At 64.9% G+C, this 14,056-nt stretch carries 16 protein-coding genes; 9 read left to right on the top strand and 7 right to left on the bottom strand.

Going from position 1 to position 14,056, the window contains the following annotated elements:
* Positions 1-97 precede the first annotated feature (97 nt).
* Genes BM315_RS14275 through BM315_RS14265 form a run of 3 tightly spaced genes read left to right on the top strand, consistent with a single transcriptional unit; the run spans position 98 to position 3,256 of the window.
* The gene (locus BM315_RS14275; protein WP_090502092.1) at positions 98-334 is read left to right on the top strand and encodes a PP0621 family protein; all 237 of its coding nucleotides are present in this window, start codon (positions 98-100) and stop codon (positions 332-334) included.
* Positions 324-1,916, top strand: a complete 1,593-nt coding sequence (locus tag BM315_RS14270; protein WP_090502089.1) for a sensor histidine kinase — start codon at positions 324-326, stop codon at positions 1,914-1,916. Before BM315_RS14275 ends, BM315_RS14270 begins: the two co-directional genes overlap by 11 nt.
* 2 nt (positions 1,917-1,918) lie before the next feature.
* A complete protein-coding gene (locus BM315_RS14265) occupies positions 1,919-3,256 on the top strand; it encodes a sigma-54-dependent transcriptional regulator (protein ID WP_090502088.1) in 1,338 nt (445 codons plus the stop codon).
* 252 nt (positions 3,257-3,508) lie between these two features.
* Here the strand turns inward: BM315_RS14265 and BM315_RS14260 are convergent, their stop codons facing one another.
* A complete protein-coding gene (locus tag BM315_RS14260; protein WP_090502245.1) occupies positions 3,509-4,477 on the bottom strand; it encodes a polyprenyl synthetase family protein in 969 nt (322 codons plus the stop codon).
* Between the two features lie 247 nt (positions 4,478-4,724).
* On the opposite strand from BM315_RS14260, the gene rplU reads away from it, so the two are divergent.
* The 5 genes from rplU (at position 4,725) to BM315_RS14235 (ending at position 9,142) form a co-directional block, all read left to right on the top strand.
* Positions 4,725-5,036, top strand: a complete 312-nt coding sequence (rplU, locus tag BM315_RS14255) for a 50S ribosomal protein L21 (protein WP_090502086.1) — start codon at positions 4,725-4,727, stop codon at positions 5,034-5,036.
* A gap of 39 nt (positions 5,037-5,075) precedes the next feature.
* The gene (rpmA, locus tag BM315_RS14250; RefSeq protein ID WP_003176049.1) at positions 5,076-5,333 is read left to right on the top strand and encodes a 50S ribosomal protein L27; all 258 of its coding nucleotides are present in this window, start codon (positions 5,076-5,078) and stop codon (positions 5,331-5,333) included.
* A gap of 254 nt (positions 5,334-5,587) precedes the next feature.
* Positions 5,588-6,811: an Obg family GTPase CgtA gene (gene cgtA, locus BM315_RS14245; protein WP_090502084.1), complete on the top strand. Its 1,224-nt coding sequence runs from the start codon at positions 5,588-5,590 to the stop codon at positions 6,809-6,811.
* An 87-nt stretch (positions 6,812-6,898) separates the two neighbouring features.
* A complete protein-coding gene (gene proB / locus BM315_RS14240; RefSeq protein ID WP_090502243.1) occupies positions 6,899-8,017 on the top strand; it encodes a glutamate 5-kinase in 1,119 nt (372 codons plus the stop codon).
* A 498-nt stretch (positions 8,018-8,515) separates the two neighbouring features.
* Positions 8,516-9,142, top strand: a complete 627-nt coding sequence (locus tag BM315_RS14235; protein WP_090502083.1) for a c-type cytochrome — start codon at positions 8,516-8,518, stop codon at positions 9,140-9,142.
* A gap of 76 nt (positions 9,143-9,218) precedes the next feature.
* Here BM315_RS14235 and BM315_RS14230 read toward each other — a convergent pair whose 3' ends face one another.
* The 6 genes from BM315_RS14230 to BM315_RS14205 form a co-directional block, all read right to left on the bottom strand.
* Complete coding sequence (locus BM315_RS14230; protein ID WP_090502081.1) at positions 9,219-9,944, bottom strand: endonuclease; 726 nt, start codon at positions 9,942-9,944, stop codon at positions 9,219-9,221.
* Between the two features lie 173 nt (positions 9,945-10,117).
* Positions 10,118-10,462: a zinc ribbon domain-containing protein YjdM gene (locus BM315_RS14225; protein WP_090502079.1), complete on the bottom strand. Its 345-nt coding sequence runs from the start codon at positions 10,460-10,462 to the stop codon at positions 10,118-10,120.
* Between the two features lie 131 nt (positions 10,463-10,593).
* Complete coding sequence (locus BM315_RS24840) at positions 10,594-11,001, bottom strand: hypothetical protein (RefSeq protein ID WP_212632959.1); 408 nt, start codon at positions 10,999-11,001, stop codon at positions 10,594-10,596.
* Positions 11,002-11,211: 210 nt separating this feature from the next.
* Positions 11,212-11,982 (bottom strand): phytanoyl-CoA dioxygenase family protein, encoded by a 771-nt coding sequence (locus BM315_RS14215; RefSeq protein ID WP_090502077.1) that lies wholly within the window; start codon positions 11,980-11,982, stop codon positions 11,212-11,214.
* A 40-nt stretch (positions 11,983-12,022) separates the two neighbouring features.
* Positions 12,023-12,523, bottom strand: coding sequence for an LEA/WHy family protein (locus tag BM315_RS14210; RefSeq protein WP_090502075.1), 501 nt, complete (start codon positions 12,521-12,523; stop codon positions 12,023-12,025).
* A 142-nt stretch (positions 12,524-12,665) separates the two neighbouring features.
* Positions 12,666-13,505: a DMT family transporter gene (locus BM315_RS14205; RefSeq protein ID WP_090502073.1), complete on the bottom strand. Its 840-nt coding sequence runs from the start codon at positions 13,503-13,505 to the stop codon at positions 12,666-12,668.
* A gap of 248 nt (positions 13,506-13,753) precedes the next feature.
* Here BM315_RS14205 and BM315_RS14200 point away from each other — a divergent pair.
* The coding region (locus BM315_RS14200; protein WP_280140425.1) for a serine dehydratase beta chain at positions 13,754-14,056 on the top strand (303 nt) is incomplete at its 3' end.

The following is a 14,056-nucleotide window of genomic DNA, read 5'->3' as shown; positions in this document are numbered from 1 at the left end:
ATAGCCGCTGTGCTGGCGCCACATCCTTGGCTAAACTGCCAGGCTTTCCAATAAGCTGCCTTCCAACAACCCGCATTTCCAACAACAAGAGAGCGCTATGGGCCTGTTCCGCCTGCTGTTCTGGATAGCCATTATCGCCGCCGCCTTCTGGCTCTGGCGGCGCTTTACCCGCCCCGCGCGCCGCTCCGAACAGCACCGGCAAAGCCCCGCGCCCATGGTGCGCTGCGCCCATTGCGGGGTTTATCTGCCCCGTGACGAGGCCTTGACCAAGGCCGACCAGTGGTATTGCAGCCAGGCCCATCTCGAGCAAGGGCCGAAACCTGGTGAGCGCTGAAGCCCTAGCCCTCAGCGGAGTCCAGGGCCGCCGCGTGCTGCGGCTCTACCACCTGTATCGCCTGGCCATCGGCCTGGTGCTGGTGCTGCTGATTTCCAGCGACATGGATGCTCAGCTGCTCAAGCTGGCCCACGCCGAGCTGTTTCGCTATGGCAGCTGGTTCTACCTGATCCTGAATATCCTGGTGGCCGTGCTGGTGCAGCGGCCCAAGCACCTGGCACAGATATTCAGTCTGGCCCTGGTCGACGTGATCCTGCTGTCCGCACTGTTCTACGCGGCAGGCGGAACACCCAGCGGGATCGGCAACCTGCTGATCGTTGCGGTGGCCATCGCCAACATCCTGCTGCGCGGACGCATCGGCCTGCTGATCGCCGCCGTGGCCGCCATGGGCCTGATCTACCTGACCTTCTACCTCAGCCTCAGCCGCACGGAAGCCAGTGCCCAATACGTGCAGGCCGGGGCGCTCGGCGCCCTGTGTTTCGCCGCCGCCCTGCTCCTGCAGGGGCTGACCCGGCGCCTGCAGGACAGCGAAAGCCTGGCCGAACAGCGCGCGGCCGATGTCGCCAGCCTGGAAGCCCTCAACGCCCTGATCCTGCAGCGCATGCGCACCGGCATCCTGGTGCTCGACGAGCAACATCGGGTACTGCTGGCCAACCAGGGTGCGCTGCACCTGCTCGGCCGCGACGCGTTGGCCGGCAAGATTCTCGACCCGCACTGCCCGGAGCTGGTCAAGCGCCTGCAGCAATGGCGGCACAACCCGACCCTGCGCCCCTCGAGCCTGCAGGCCTTCGCCGATGGCCCGGTGCTGCAACCGAGCTTCATCGCCCTGCAGCGCAGCGAAGAGCGCCACACCCTGGTGTTTCTCGACGACATCTCGCAGATCGCCCAGCAGGCCCAGCAGCTCAAGCTCGCCTCGCTCGGCCGCCTGACCGCCGGCATCGCCCACGAGATCCGCAACCCGCTCGGCGCGATCAGCCATGCCGCGCAACTGCTGCAGGAGTCGGAAGACCTGCAAGGCCCAGACCAGCGCCTGGCGCAGATCATCCAGGATCATTCGCGGCGGATGAACCTGGTAATCGAGAACGTCCTGCAGCTGTCGCGCCGACGCCAGGCCGAGCCGCAGCTGCTGGACCTGAAATACTGGCTGCACCGCTTCGCCAGCGAGTTCCGCGGCTCTGCGGCGCCAGGGCAGACGCTTCACCTGGAGACCCAGAGCGGCACCGTGCAAACCCGCATGGACCCCCACCAGCTGACCCAGGTGCTGACCAATCTGGTGCAAAACGGCCTGCGCTACAGCGCGCACAACCATCCGCGAGGGCAAGTCTGGCTGAAACTGTTCCGCGACGAGAGCAGCGACCTGCCGGTGCTGGAAGTACTCGACGACGGCCCGGGTGTGGCGCCCGAGCAACTGCAGCACATCTTCGAGCCGTTCTTCACCACGGAAAACAAGGGCACCGGCCTGGGCCTGTATATTTCCCGCGAGCTGTGCGAAAGCAACCAGGCCCGACTCGACTACAAACCCCGTGAAGGCGGCGGCAGCTGCTTTCGCATCACCTTCGCCCATCCACGCAAACTGAGCTGACCATGACCCGCCAGAGAGCCCTGATCGTCGACGATGAGCCCGATATCCGCGAACTCCTGGAAATCACCCTGGGCCGCATGAAGCTCGACACCCGCAGCGCCCGCAACGTCAAGGAAGCGCGCGAATGGCTGGCCAAGGAGCCGTTCGACCTGTGCCTGACCGACATGCGCCTGCCCGACGGCACCGGCCTGGACCTGGTGCAGCACATCCTCCAGCGCCATCCCCAGGTGCCGGTGGCGATGATCACCGCCTACGGCAGCCTGGACACCGCGATCAATGCGCTGAAAGCCGGCGCCTTCGACTTCCTGACCAAGCCGGTCGACCTCGGCCGCCTGCGCGAGCTGGTGGCCACCGCCCTGCGCCTGCGCCCGACGGACAGCGAAGAGCTGCCGGTCGACAGCCGCCTGCTCGGCGAGTCGCCGCCGATGAAGGCGCTGCGCAAGCAGATCCTCAAACTCGCGCGCAGCCAGGCACCGGTGTATATCAGCGGCGAATCCGGCAGCGGCAAGGAACTGGTCGCCCGCCTGATCCACGAACAGGGCGGGCGCAGCGAACAGCCGTTCGTGCCGGTGAACTGCGGCGCGATCCCGTCGGAGCTGATGGAGAGCGAATTCTTCGGCCACAAGAAGGGCAGCTTCACCGGCGCCATCGAAGACAAGCAGGGGCTGTTCCAGGCGGCCAATGGCGGCACCCTGTTTCTCGACGAAGTTGCCGATCTGCCCTTGCCGATGCAGGTCAAGCTGCTGCGCTCGATTCAGGAGAAAGCCGTACGCGCGGTCGGCGGCCAGCAGGAACTGGTGGTCGATGTGCGCATCCTCTGCGCCACCCACAAGGACCTGGCCGCCGAGGTCGCCGCCGGACGCTTCCGCCAGGATCTCTACTACCGTCTGAACGTCATCGAACTGCGCGTACCGCCACTGCGCGAGCGTCGCGAAGACATCGCCCAACTGACCGAGGTGATGCTCAAACGCCTGGCCGAAGGCCCCGGCCTGAGTCCGGCCAGACTCGCCACCGACGCCCTGGACAAGCTCAAGAACTATCGCTTCCCCGGCAACGTGCGCGAACTGGAGAACATGCTCGAACGCGCCTACACCCTGTGCGAAGACGACCAGATCACCGCCGCCGACCTGCGCCTGGCCGACGCCTGCGGCTCCAGCGAGAACGGCGACGCCAGCCTGGCGCAGATCGACAACCTGGAAGACCACCTGGAAGACATCGAGCGCAAGCTGATCATGCAAGCCCTCGAAGAAACCCGCTGGAACCGCACCGCCGCCGCCCAACGCCTGGGCCTGAGCTTCCGCTCGATGCGCTACCGGCTGAAGAAGCTGGGGATCGATTGAGTGGTGGGATATGCCGCGGTTCTTGCGCGCCCGTGTCGTTCGCCGCAGGCCGGGCGCGGTGGTTCACCGGCGTGGCGCAAGGTTGGCGGTTGTTGCCGTGCACCGAAATCCGCAGCCTGCTCGCAGCGCAATCCGGGAGCGGTTTTTCTGGTGGCAGGCTTTCCCGGGCTGCATCCGGGCTGCGAAACAATGCTGCTCGCCTGGCTTGAGCGAACAGCATTATCGCGGTAGGCGAGGTCTTTTTGCCGCCTCTCAGTGCGTGCGGGCGACGGCGAAGCGGCTCAGTTCGACCAGGGCGTCGCGGTATTCGCTGGCGGGCAGGGCGTCCAGGCAGGCGATGGCGCGCTCGGCATAGTCGCGGGCTTGCCGGGCGGTATAGTCCAGGGCGCCAGCGACTTCGACGGCGTTGCGAATGCTTTCGAGGTTCTCGATACCGCCTTTCTGGATCGCCTGGCGCACCAGGGCGGCCTGTTCGGCGGTGCCTTCGCGCATGGTATAGATCAGTGGCAGGGTCGGTTTGCCCTCGGCCAGGTCGTCGCCGACATTCTTGCCCAGGGTCGTGGCATCGCCGCGGTAGTCGAGCAGGTCGTCGACCAGCTGGAAAGCCACGCCGAGGTGATCGCCGAAGATGCGCAAGGCTTCGGTCTGCTCGGCCGAGGCACCGGCCAGGGCCGCCGCGCTATGGGTCGAGGCCTCGAACAGCATCGCGGTCTTGCCGCGGATGACTTCCATGTAGGTTTCTTCGCTGGTGCTGGCGTCGCGAATCTTCGACAGTTGCAGCACTTCGCCCTCGGCGATGACCCGGGTGGCGCGGGAGAGAATCTTCATCACCGGCATCGAACCGAGTTCGACCATCATCTCGAAGGAGCGCGAATAGAGGAAGTCGCCGACCAGCACGCTGGGGGCGTTGCCCCACTGGGCATTGGCGGTGCTGCGGCCGCGGCGCATGTCGGACATGTCGACCACGTCGTCGTGCAGCAGGGTGGCGGTATGCAGGAACTCGATGGTGGCGGCGAGCAGGCGCAGGTCGTCGCCTTGCAGGCCCAGGGCCTTGCCGCTGAGCAGCACCAGCAGCGGACGCAGGCGTTTGCCGCCGGCGGAAATGATATAGTCGCCGATCTTCCCCACCAGCGGCACGCGCGAGACGAGTTGTTGGCGGATGATGCCGTCGACGGCGGTAAAGTCATCCGCCACCACTTGGTAGAAAGCCTGGGGTTGCATCAGCGGCACGTGCTCCTCAAAGGTTGCGCGGCATGCTAGGGGGCGGGGTAGGGGCTGTCAAGGCGAGTGGTCGAGGGCCTTGCGTCGTGGCGGTGGCTTGCGTACAATCGCGCACCCTGAACTTCCCCCCTGGGTATTTCCCTGACTTACGCAATTGCGAGGGTGTCTTATCCGGCCCCGAGCAGCCATGCCAGCCAATAACTCTTTCTATAAAGCGCTGGGTGAGCAGGATTAACGGAGATTTACCATGTACGCAGTGATTGTTACTGGTGGCAAGCAATACAAGGTCACCGAAGGCGAATTCCTCAAGGTCGAAAAGCTTGAACTCGCCACTGGCGAGGCCATTACTTTCGATCGCGTGTTGTTGGTCGGCAACGGCGACGACGTGCAAATCGGCGCTCCGGTTGTTGAAGGTGCCAAGGTTGTGGCCGAGGTCGTTGCACAAGGCCGTCACGACAAGGTCACCATCATCAAGTTCCGCCGTCGTAAGCACCATATGAAGCGTCAGGGCCACCGTCAGTGGTACACCGAGATCAAAATCACCGGTATTCAGGCCTGATTCGTTTCGGTCTAATCCCTCTATAGGAGTATTGAACTCATGGCACACAAAAAAGCTGGCGGTAGTACCCGCAACGGTCGCGACTCAGAAGCCAAACGCCTTGGCGTGAAGATGTATGGCGGCCAGAAAATCATTCCTGGCAACATCATCGTGCGTCAGCGCGGCACCCAGTTCCACGCCGGTTACGGCGTCGGCATGGGTAAGGATCACACCCTCTTCGCGAAAATCGAAGGCGTGATCAAGTTCGAAGTAAAAGGCGCGTTCAACCGCCGTTACGTGAGCGTCGTTGCGGCTTAATCGCGCGACTGCTGGAAAAGCCCCGTCCTTGCGACGGGGCTTTTTTGTTTCTGTATTCTTGGGGTTCTTGCCAAACTGTCCTGGGCGTAGCGTTCGATTTGAATGCAGGTCAATTTTGCAAGAACCTGGTTTTCTCGTTAGAACCTATTCAAGGTCTCGCGAGCTAGAGCCCTGCTTTTAACGCAGCAGGGCCGACGCGCAGCAGACGTTGAACCGGTTCTTAGATAACCCGCTTGATTGCGGGAGGCGTACCTATGAAATTCGTCGATGAAGTATCGATTTCTGTAAAGGCCGGTGATGGTGGTAACGGCATGATGAGCTTCCGTCGTGAGAAGTTCATCGAAAACGGTGGTCCCAACGGTGGCGATGGTGGTGATGGCGGCTCGATTTATATCGAGGCTTTTGCCAACCTCAATACCCTGGTGGACTACCGCTATACCCGTCGCTTCCAGGCGCCGAATGGTGACAAGGGTGGTAGCACTGATTGCACGGGAGCCAAGGGTGAGGATCTGATCCTGCCGGTGCCGATTGGTACCACCGTGATCGATGCGGGTACCCAGGAAGTGATTGGCGATCTGGTTCGGGCCGGTCAGCGTCTGCTGGTCGCCCAGGGCGGCTGGCATGGCCTGGGCAACACCCGCTTCAAGTCCAGCACCAACCGTGCGCCGCGGCAGACCACGCCGGGCAAGCCGGGCGATGCGCGCGACCTCAAGCTGGAATTGAAGGTGCTGGCCGATGTCGGCCTGCTCGGTTTGCCGAATGCCGGCAAGAGCACCTTTATCCGTTCGGTGTCCGCGGCCAAGCCGAAAGTCGCCGATTACCCGTTCACCACCCTGATTCCAAACCTGGGCGTGGTCAGTGTCGACCGCTACAAGAGCTTCGTCGTTGCCGACATTCCCGGCCTGATCGAGGGCGCTTCGGATGGCGCCGGCCTGGGTATCCGCTTCCTCAAGCACCTGGCGCGTACCCGTCTGCTGCTGCATCTGGTGGACATGGCGCCACTGGATCTGACCGACCCGGCGGAGTCGGCGGCCACCATCATCGATGAGCTGACCAAGTTCAGTCCCTCGCTGGCCGAACGCGAGCGCTGGCTGGTATTGAACAAGGCCGACCAGATTCTCGACGAAGAGCAGGAGGCGCGGGTCGCCGAAATCGTCGCGCGGATCGACTGGAAAGGTCCGGTCTATGTGATTTCCGCCCTGGCGCGCCAGGGCACCGATCAGCTGTGCTACGACATCATGGATTTCCTCGAGGCGCGCGCCGAGCGTATCCAGGAGAGCCCCGAGTTTGCCGCCGAGCTGGCCGAGCTGGATACGCGCATCGAAGACGAGGCGCGCGCTCAGTTGCAGGCGCTGGATGACAAGCGTGCGTTGCGTCGTAGCGGGGTCAAGGCGGTCGGTGATGTCGAGGAAGACGACAGCTTCTGGGATGAGGAAGATGATGAGGATGGCCCGGAAATCATTTACGTCCGGGATTGAGCAGCCTGTTGAACGCCGCTTGATTGCGGCGTTCTTGTTTTGCACCGAGTGATTCGTTGGGCGCTTTCTGGCTAAGGTTGGATGATCATGCGTGACAAGGTGACCAGTGCGCGGCGCTGGGTGGTGAAGATCGGCAGTGCATTGCTCACCGCCGATGGACGGGGTCTGGATCGTGCGGCCATGGCGGTGTGGGTCGCGCAGATGGTGGCCTTGCGCGAGCAAGGCGTGGAACTGGTGCTGGTGTCCTCCGGTGCAGTGGCGGCCGGCATGAGCCGCCTTGGCTGGAGCGCCCGGCCGAAGGCCATGCATGAGCTGCAGGCGGCGGCTGCCATTGGTCAGATGGTGCTGATTCAGGCCTGGGAGTCGAGTTTCGCTGAGCATGCGCGGCGCACCGCGCAGATTCTCCTGACCCATGATGATCTGTCGGACCGCAAGCGCTACCTGAATGCGCGCAGCACCTTGCGCACCCTGGTCGAGCTGGATGTGGTTCCGGTGATCAACGAGAACGACACTGTGGTCACCGACGAGATCCGCTTCGGCGACAACGATACCCTGGCGGCGCTGGTGGCCAACCTGGTCGAGGCCGATTTGCTGGTGATCCTCACCGACCGCGACGGCATGTATAACGCCGACCCGCGGCATAACCCCGATGCCGAATTGATTCACGAGGCGCGCGCCGACGACCCGGCGCTGGATGCCGTGGCCGGTGGCGTGGGTGGCGCCCTGGGGCGTGGCGGCATGCAGACCAAGCTGCGCGCCGCACGGCTGGCGGCGCGTTCCGGCGCCCATACGGTGATCGTCGGTGGCGCCATCGAGCAGGTGCTGGCGCGACTCAAGGCTGGCGAGCACCTGGGTACGTTGTTGGCGCCCGAGCGTGGCTTGCTGGCGGCGCGCAAGCAGTGGCTGGCCGGGCATCTGCAGACCCGCGGCACCCTGGTGCTGGATGCGGGGGCGGTCAAGGCCCTGGCAACGGGGCGCAAGAGCCTGTTGCCGGTCGGGGTCAAGGCGCTCCAGGGTAGCTTCCGGCGTGGCGAAATGGTGGTTTGTGTCGATCCGGATGGACGAGAAATCGCCCGTGGCCTGGCCAACTACAGTGCGCTCGAGGCGCAAAAGATCATCGGTCAGTCGTCGGATGCCATCGAGCGGTTGCTCGGTTACGTCGACGAGCCCGAGTTGATCCATCGGGATAACCTGATTCTGGTTTGAGGCCGTGGTGATGCGGCCGTCTGGGTGGATTCAAGATCGAGGCTCGTCGGGGCCTCTGGGTCGGTAACAGCATCGAGGCTGTAAACAGAAAGCCCCGCACCGGGGCTTTTTCGATGCTATGTACCAATTAGGTGTTGCATGGGGCGTTCGGGGAAGCGTGGCCCTGCTTGCAAGGGTCGCAATAGTAGGGTGCGCCGTGCGCACCAATTCTCTGCAGCCAGCGCTGGTGCGCACGGCGCACCCTACGAGGTCAGATCCCTCACGCTTAAACGCCGAAGCCTGAACGCAACAACTACTGGTACATAGCCTTTTCGTGTGCACCTGGGGCGCGGCCATGGGCAGCCGCATGCAGCGATGTCAGACCCGCTGCAGCGGATGGCGATAGCCCGCAATCTGCCATTTGCTTGACCTGCGCCGGGGTACGCTCGAGTCGTTACGCCTATAGTCGCCGCCTTGATTTCCCGTCCTCTCGAGATAACCAGGCAAAGGTCTCCCGCCATGCGCGTACTCGCCCTTGTGTGCTTCTGTTGCATCGCCAGCCTGGCCCAGGCCAGCGATGCAGCCATGCAGCGCTTCACCCAGCTCAACGCCGATCCCGCACTGCGCGAGCAGGCCTTTGCCGCCGGTCAGGAGCGCATCCGCTTCTGCGCCAATTGCCACGGCAAGGACGGCAACAGCAAGCGGCCGTACATTCCCAACCTGGCCGAGCAGAATCCGGTGTATCTGTTCACCGCCTTCGAGAAGTTCGCCAGCGGCGAGCGCAAGGATTACGTGATGTCCCAGCTGGCGCCGAACCTGAGCCTGGAAGACCGGGTCAACGTGGCCATCTACTTCGCTCGGCAAAAGCTGCTGGCGCATACCGAGCCGGTCGATGCGGCGTTGCAGCAGCTGGGCGAGGTGACCTTCAAGACCCTCTGCACCGGCTGCCACGGCGTGCATGCCGAGGGCCGCGACAACACCCCGCGCCTGGCCGGCCAGCCGGCCGAGTACCTGCGCAAGGCGCTGACCCGTTTTCGCGACAAGGATCCGAGCCGCGCCGGCTCGGTGATGATGTCGATCGCCGCCGACCTCAGCGACGCACAGATCGGCGCCCTGGCCGCTTATCTGCAGCAGTTGCAGCCCTGATGTAGAGCTTGATGGCTATCGCTGCGCTCAAGCCTACGCGGCCCGCACCATCCTACAAAAGCCGCCCGCTCTGGCGTCAGCCGCTGGTGCGGCGGGTGTCGCCGGCGCGGCGCAGCGCCGGGCAACGGCCCTGGTCGACGGCGCCGATGTAGGGATTGCCGTGGCCCATGACGCAGCCGACTTTCTGGTTGCGCCAGCGTTCCCACTCGCTGACCGGGTACTGGCGGTGCCAGGCCTCGTAGGTGCGCCGGTCAAGCCTGGACAGGCGCAGCTGGTAGTGGTCGGCCATGTACAGGTAGATGCGCGCCGAGGCACCGCGGACCGGTTCGGGGGGCATGGCGGTTTTCTGCTTGAAGTTGACCACCATGGGGCAGGCGCCGTACTGCCGCGGTTTTTCGCCGAGCATGCCGAGGGCGTAGTTGGAGCGGTCGCCATTCACTTCGCCGATGCTCGGCACCAGGTTGTGCAGGTCGGCTTCGGCGGCCTTGAACAGCGGGTCGCTGCGCGTGCAGTTCTTGCGCCCGCCTTGTTGCCAGCACTGGCGCTGGTGGCCGATCACCCAGGCCGGCACCACGTGTTCCCATTCCAGGCGCTGCGCGCGGCGTGGTTGCTTGCGCACCTGATAGCCGCAACTGGCCAGGTCGACCTGCTTGCCGTGGTAGGCGCAGCCGCAATAGAAGGTGCTCGGGCGTTCGGCGTAAAGCCGCCAGGCGATTTTCTTGGCGGCGGCGAAGTTTGGCGGGGCGTCGGCGTTGGCGGGGACGGCGAACAGCAGGCAGAACAGGGCGATCAGGCGCGGCATGCGGGGCTCTGGGCAAAAAGCTGCGCATGATAGGACCGCAAGAGCTGGCCATGGGCCTGCTAAAGGCTCTAGGACGAGGGTTTTTCGGGTTTGTTGGGTGCGCGGTGGTGAGGCCGATCAGTGCGCGCACCCTGCCTGGGCGTTCCCACGTGGCGGTGGGAACGCTCGCTCGGTCAGACCTTGCGCACGAACTCGGATTTGAGCTTCATGGCGCCGATGCCGTCGATCTTGCAGTCGATGTCGTGGTCGCCGTCGCACAGGCGGATGCCCTTGACCTTGGTGCCGACCTTGACCACCAGCGAGGAGCCCTTGACCTTGAGGTCCTTGATCACGGTGATGGTGTCGCCATCCTGCAGCACGTTGCCGACCGAGTCCTTGATCACCTTGTCGCCCTCTGCCGCGGCGTCGCTTGCGGCATCGGCGGACCACTCGTGGGCGCATTCCGGGCAGATCAGCAGTTGGCCGTCTTCATAGGTGAATTCGGAATTGCATTTGGGGCAGGCGGGCAGAGTGCTCACGGCGGGTCCTTGAGGTCAGGATTATGGAAAGCCGCAGATTATATAGGGTTTTGCCGTGGATTTGAGCGCATGCGCCCGCGCAGCCTGTCAGCCGAACCGGTTTCTGCCCCGCGCAGGGCACATAGGCAGCGCTACCAGCGTGGCGCGTAATAACCGCGGTTATAGCGATGGTGCTTGCGGTAGCGATCATTGCGGTAGTGATGCTTGCGGTAGTGATGCTTGTTGTAGTGGCGGAACTTGTGGCCCGAGCGGTACTGGTAGCGCGGTTCTACCACCACCGAATAGGGCCGGTAGTACACGGGAGGCGGATGGTAGTAGCGCGGATAGGACTCGTAGTAGACCCGTGGTGGCGGCGCGCCGATTTCGACATACACCGGCGGGCGGTCATAGCGGCTACCGGCGACGATAGCGCCACCGACCACGGCCCCGACGACCGCACCGGCAATCACGGCATTGCGATCGGAACCCCGTGCCGATGCCTCGCCTGCCAGTGCCAGGCTGGCTACAAGCACCGCAAGTAAAGGAATACGCGCAATCATGAGCGGATCTCCTGCAAATCGACGGCAGGCGCCGGTTACAACATTCGACTGGCAGGCCGACGAGAATCTCCCGCCGTCGATGTAAAGCTTGTGTAAAACCGCGGCGCTTGTCGTCGGCCAGACTCCCCGGATGACATCCGGGCTGCAAAACGGCTGCTCGGTTGGCGCAAGTGACCAGTTTCGCCGCAGGGGGATCTTTTTCACCGCCGCTCAGTCGTACTCCGCCTCTGCGTGCTCGCCCAGCAGCCGGCGCTGGCGCGGGGTGCAGGCGGCCAGCACCGCGGGGGCGAAGCGCCAGCTCAGGTAGGGTGAGAACTTCTGCGCGACCATGCGCCGGCCGTAATGCACCTGCAGCAGGTAGCGCGTGCGGTCCGCCGTGCAGTTGGGGCTGCCGGCATGCCACAGCTCGCTGCGAAACATCAGCACATCGCCGGCGCGGCACAGCAGCGCCTGTGCCGGCACACCCTGCCACTGGCTTTCGCCCGCCCGCGGCTTGCGCCCGGCGCGGTGGCTGCCGGGAATCACCCGGGTCGGGCAGAGGTCCGCATCGATGTCGTCGAGGTAGAAATGCACCGTGCAGATCTGCATCGGCAGCTCGAAGGCCGGGCCGGCCAGCAATGCTTCCGGCAACTCCATCACCAGGTAGTCCAGGTGCAGTTCGCTGCCGACGCAACCGGGGTGGCTGCGCCAGGCCGTCTGGCCAATGATGTGGCAATCGGCGCCGAGGGCGGCCTCGGCCAGTTCGATCACGCCCGGCTGGTCGAGGTAGGCCAGCCAGAACGGATCGCGGTTGAACACGCACTTGTAGTGGTCGAGCAGGCCGGAGTAGTCCCAGTGCTGCGGCGTGAGGCGGTCGATGGCCGCGCGCAGCTGCGTGATCTGGCGCGCATCCAGCACCCCGGGAAGCAGGGCGAAACCCTGCTGGTGCAGGGCCTGCAGGTGGGTGGCGGTTGACTTCGGGTCGCCGTTGGCAATTTGCATGGCGCTTACTCCTGCACGCCCTCCGTTTAGGGGGTGGTTGTCAGGGCCTCGGCGGAGCGTTCGCCGGCGCGGGCCAGTTCAAGGTGCCCGAGTCGCTGAAGCGCCGGGTGCCGAACAGGCCGCCGGCCAGTTTGCCGCGCAGTGCGTAGGGCAGGTCCTGGCCCGGTTTATAGCCACTGACGCCCCAGGCCTGGCGCATCACCGAATAGGCGGAAATGCTCACCGGCACGCTGATCACGGTTTCGCCGAAGCGCGGCACCTGGCCGCTCTGGTTGCTCACCCCGCTGGCCAGCGGTTGCTGGTTGATGTCGAGCTGCAGGGCCACGCCGTTGTAATCGATGGCACCGTCATTGGGGTTCTGGATCCGCAGCTTCACCGCGAAGCGCATTTCCAGTCCTTCGCCCGGCAGCGGCTCCAGGCCGACCAGGTCGATATGCAACGGGTCGCGCTGGCCCAGGGTGCTGCAGGCGCTGAGGCCGAGCAGCAGGCCGCAGGCGAGGATACGCAGCAGGAGGCTAAACAGTGGACGGGGATTCTGCATGGCGAGGCTTCCGATTAGGGACGGGACGCAATGGAAGGCAGCGGTACCGCGGCTTTTGCTCGAGGCACGGCCTGTTGTCGTCAGGTTAGCCCTATTGGCGACTGTCTGTGCAGATCGCCCAGCGCCTCCTTGTGGGCTGGCTTCAGCCGCGCTGTTTGGCGCTCAGCACCACGGCGATGCCGCCGAGCACGGCCAGCGAACTCAGGATCAGTCGCAGGCTCAAGGCTTCATCGAGCAGCAGGCTGCCGGCCAGGGCGGCAATGATCGGCACGCTGAGTTGCACGGTGGCGGCCTGGAACGCCTTCAAGCCGCGCAGGGCGGTGTACCAGACGGCGTAGCCGATGCCCGAGGTCAGTGCGCCGGAGAGCAGGGCGTAGAGCAGCCCGGGGCCATCCCAGCTGGCCTGACTGAGCAGCAGCGCGCTGGCCAGCAGCGCCAACGGCGTGGCCCGCAGGAAGTTGCCGGCGGTGACCGCCAACGGGTCGCCGCCGCCACGGCCGAGCAGCGAGTAGACGCCCCAGGCCGCGCCGGCCACCAGCATCAGCAGGGAGCCGCCGAGTGCCGGCGCGCTGGCGCCGGGCAGCAGCAGGGCGAACAGGCCGCCCAGGGCCAGCAGCAGGCCGGTCGCGGTCGGCGTGGTGAAGCGCTCGCCGCGGTACAGCCCCCATAGCAGCATGCTCACCTGCACAGCGCCGAACAGCAGCAGCGCGCCGACCCCGGCATCCAGGCTGACATAGGCGAAGGAAAACCCCGCGGCATAGGCGAACAGCGCGGCGGCGCCGGACCAACTGCCGGCCAGCGCGCCATCGCCGCGGCGCAGGCGCAGCAACAGCCACAGGGTCAGGGCGCCGGAGGCGAGACGCAGGCTGGTGAAACTGGCGGCGTCGATCTCGGTGTCCTTCAGCGCCAGGCGGCAGAGCAGCGAGTTGCCGGCAAAGGCGAGCATGGCCAGGGTGGTCAGCAGCAGGGTGCGAAGGGGCATGGCCATCCTTGTGCGCGGGGCAAGTCGGCCTATCTAAGCACAGCGAGGGCGCCGGGGGGATAGGCCGAAAGTTGCAGGGCGCCGCGGCGCAATCGGGGCGCCAGCGCAAAGCCCATGCCGGTGCGCTGTTTCGGTATGGCGACTCTGAACACTTTAGGGTCGACGTTAGACAGTTTTAGCCATGTGCAGCAGCCGACAATCCTTCGCATCGCGCGCCCCGGGGCGTGCAAACGCTTTAGGAGTCGGCTATGGCTATCAGTGTGTTCGATTTGTTCAAGATCGGTATCGGGCCTTCCAGCTCGCATACCGTCGGCCCCATGCGCGCCGCCGCGCTGTTTGTCGGCGCGCTGCGCGAGCGGCGCCTGCTGGCGCGGGTGCGGCGCGTGGAAGTGCGCCTGTATGGCTCGCTGTCGGCCACCGGGGTCGGTCACGGCAGCGACCGGGCGGTGATCATGGGCCTGATGGGCGACTGGCCGGACCAGATCGACCCGGCGCAGATCGAGCCACGCATCGCGGCGCTGCTCGCCAGCGGCCAGCTGCTGCTCGACGGC

The sequence above is a fragment of the Pseudomonas borbori genome (assembly GCF_900115555.1).
Classification (GTDB): Bacteria; Pseudomonadota; Gammaproteobacteria; order Pseudomonadales; family Pseudomonadaceae; genus Aquipseudomonas; species Aquipseudomonas borbori.
This window is presented reverse-complemented; position numbering and strand designations above follow the sequence as displayed.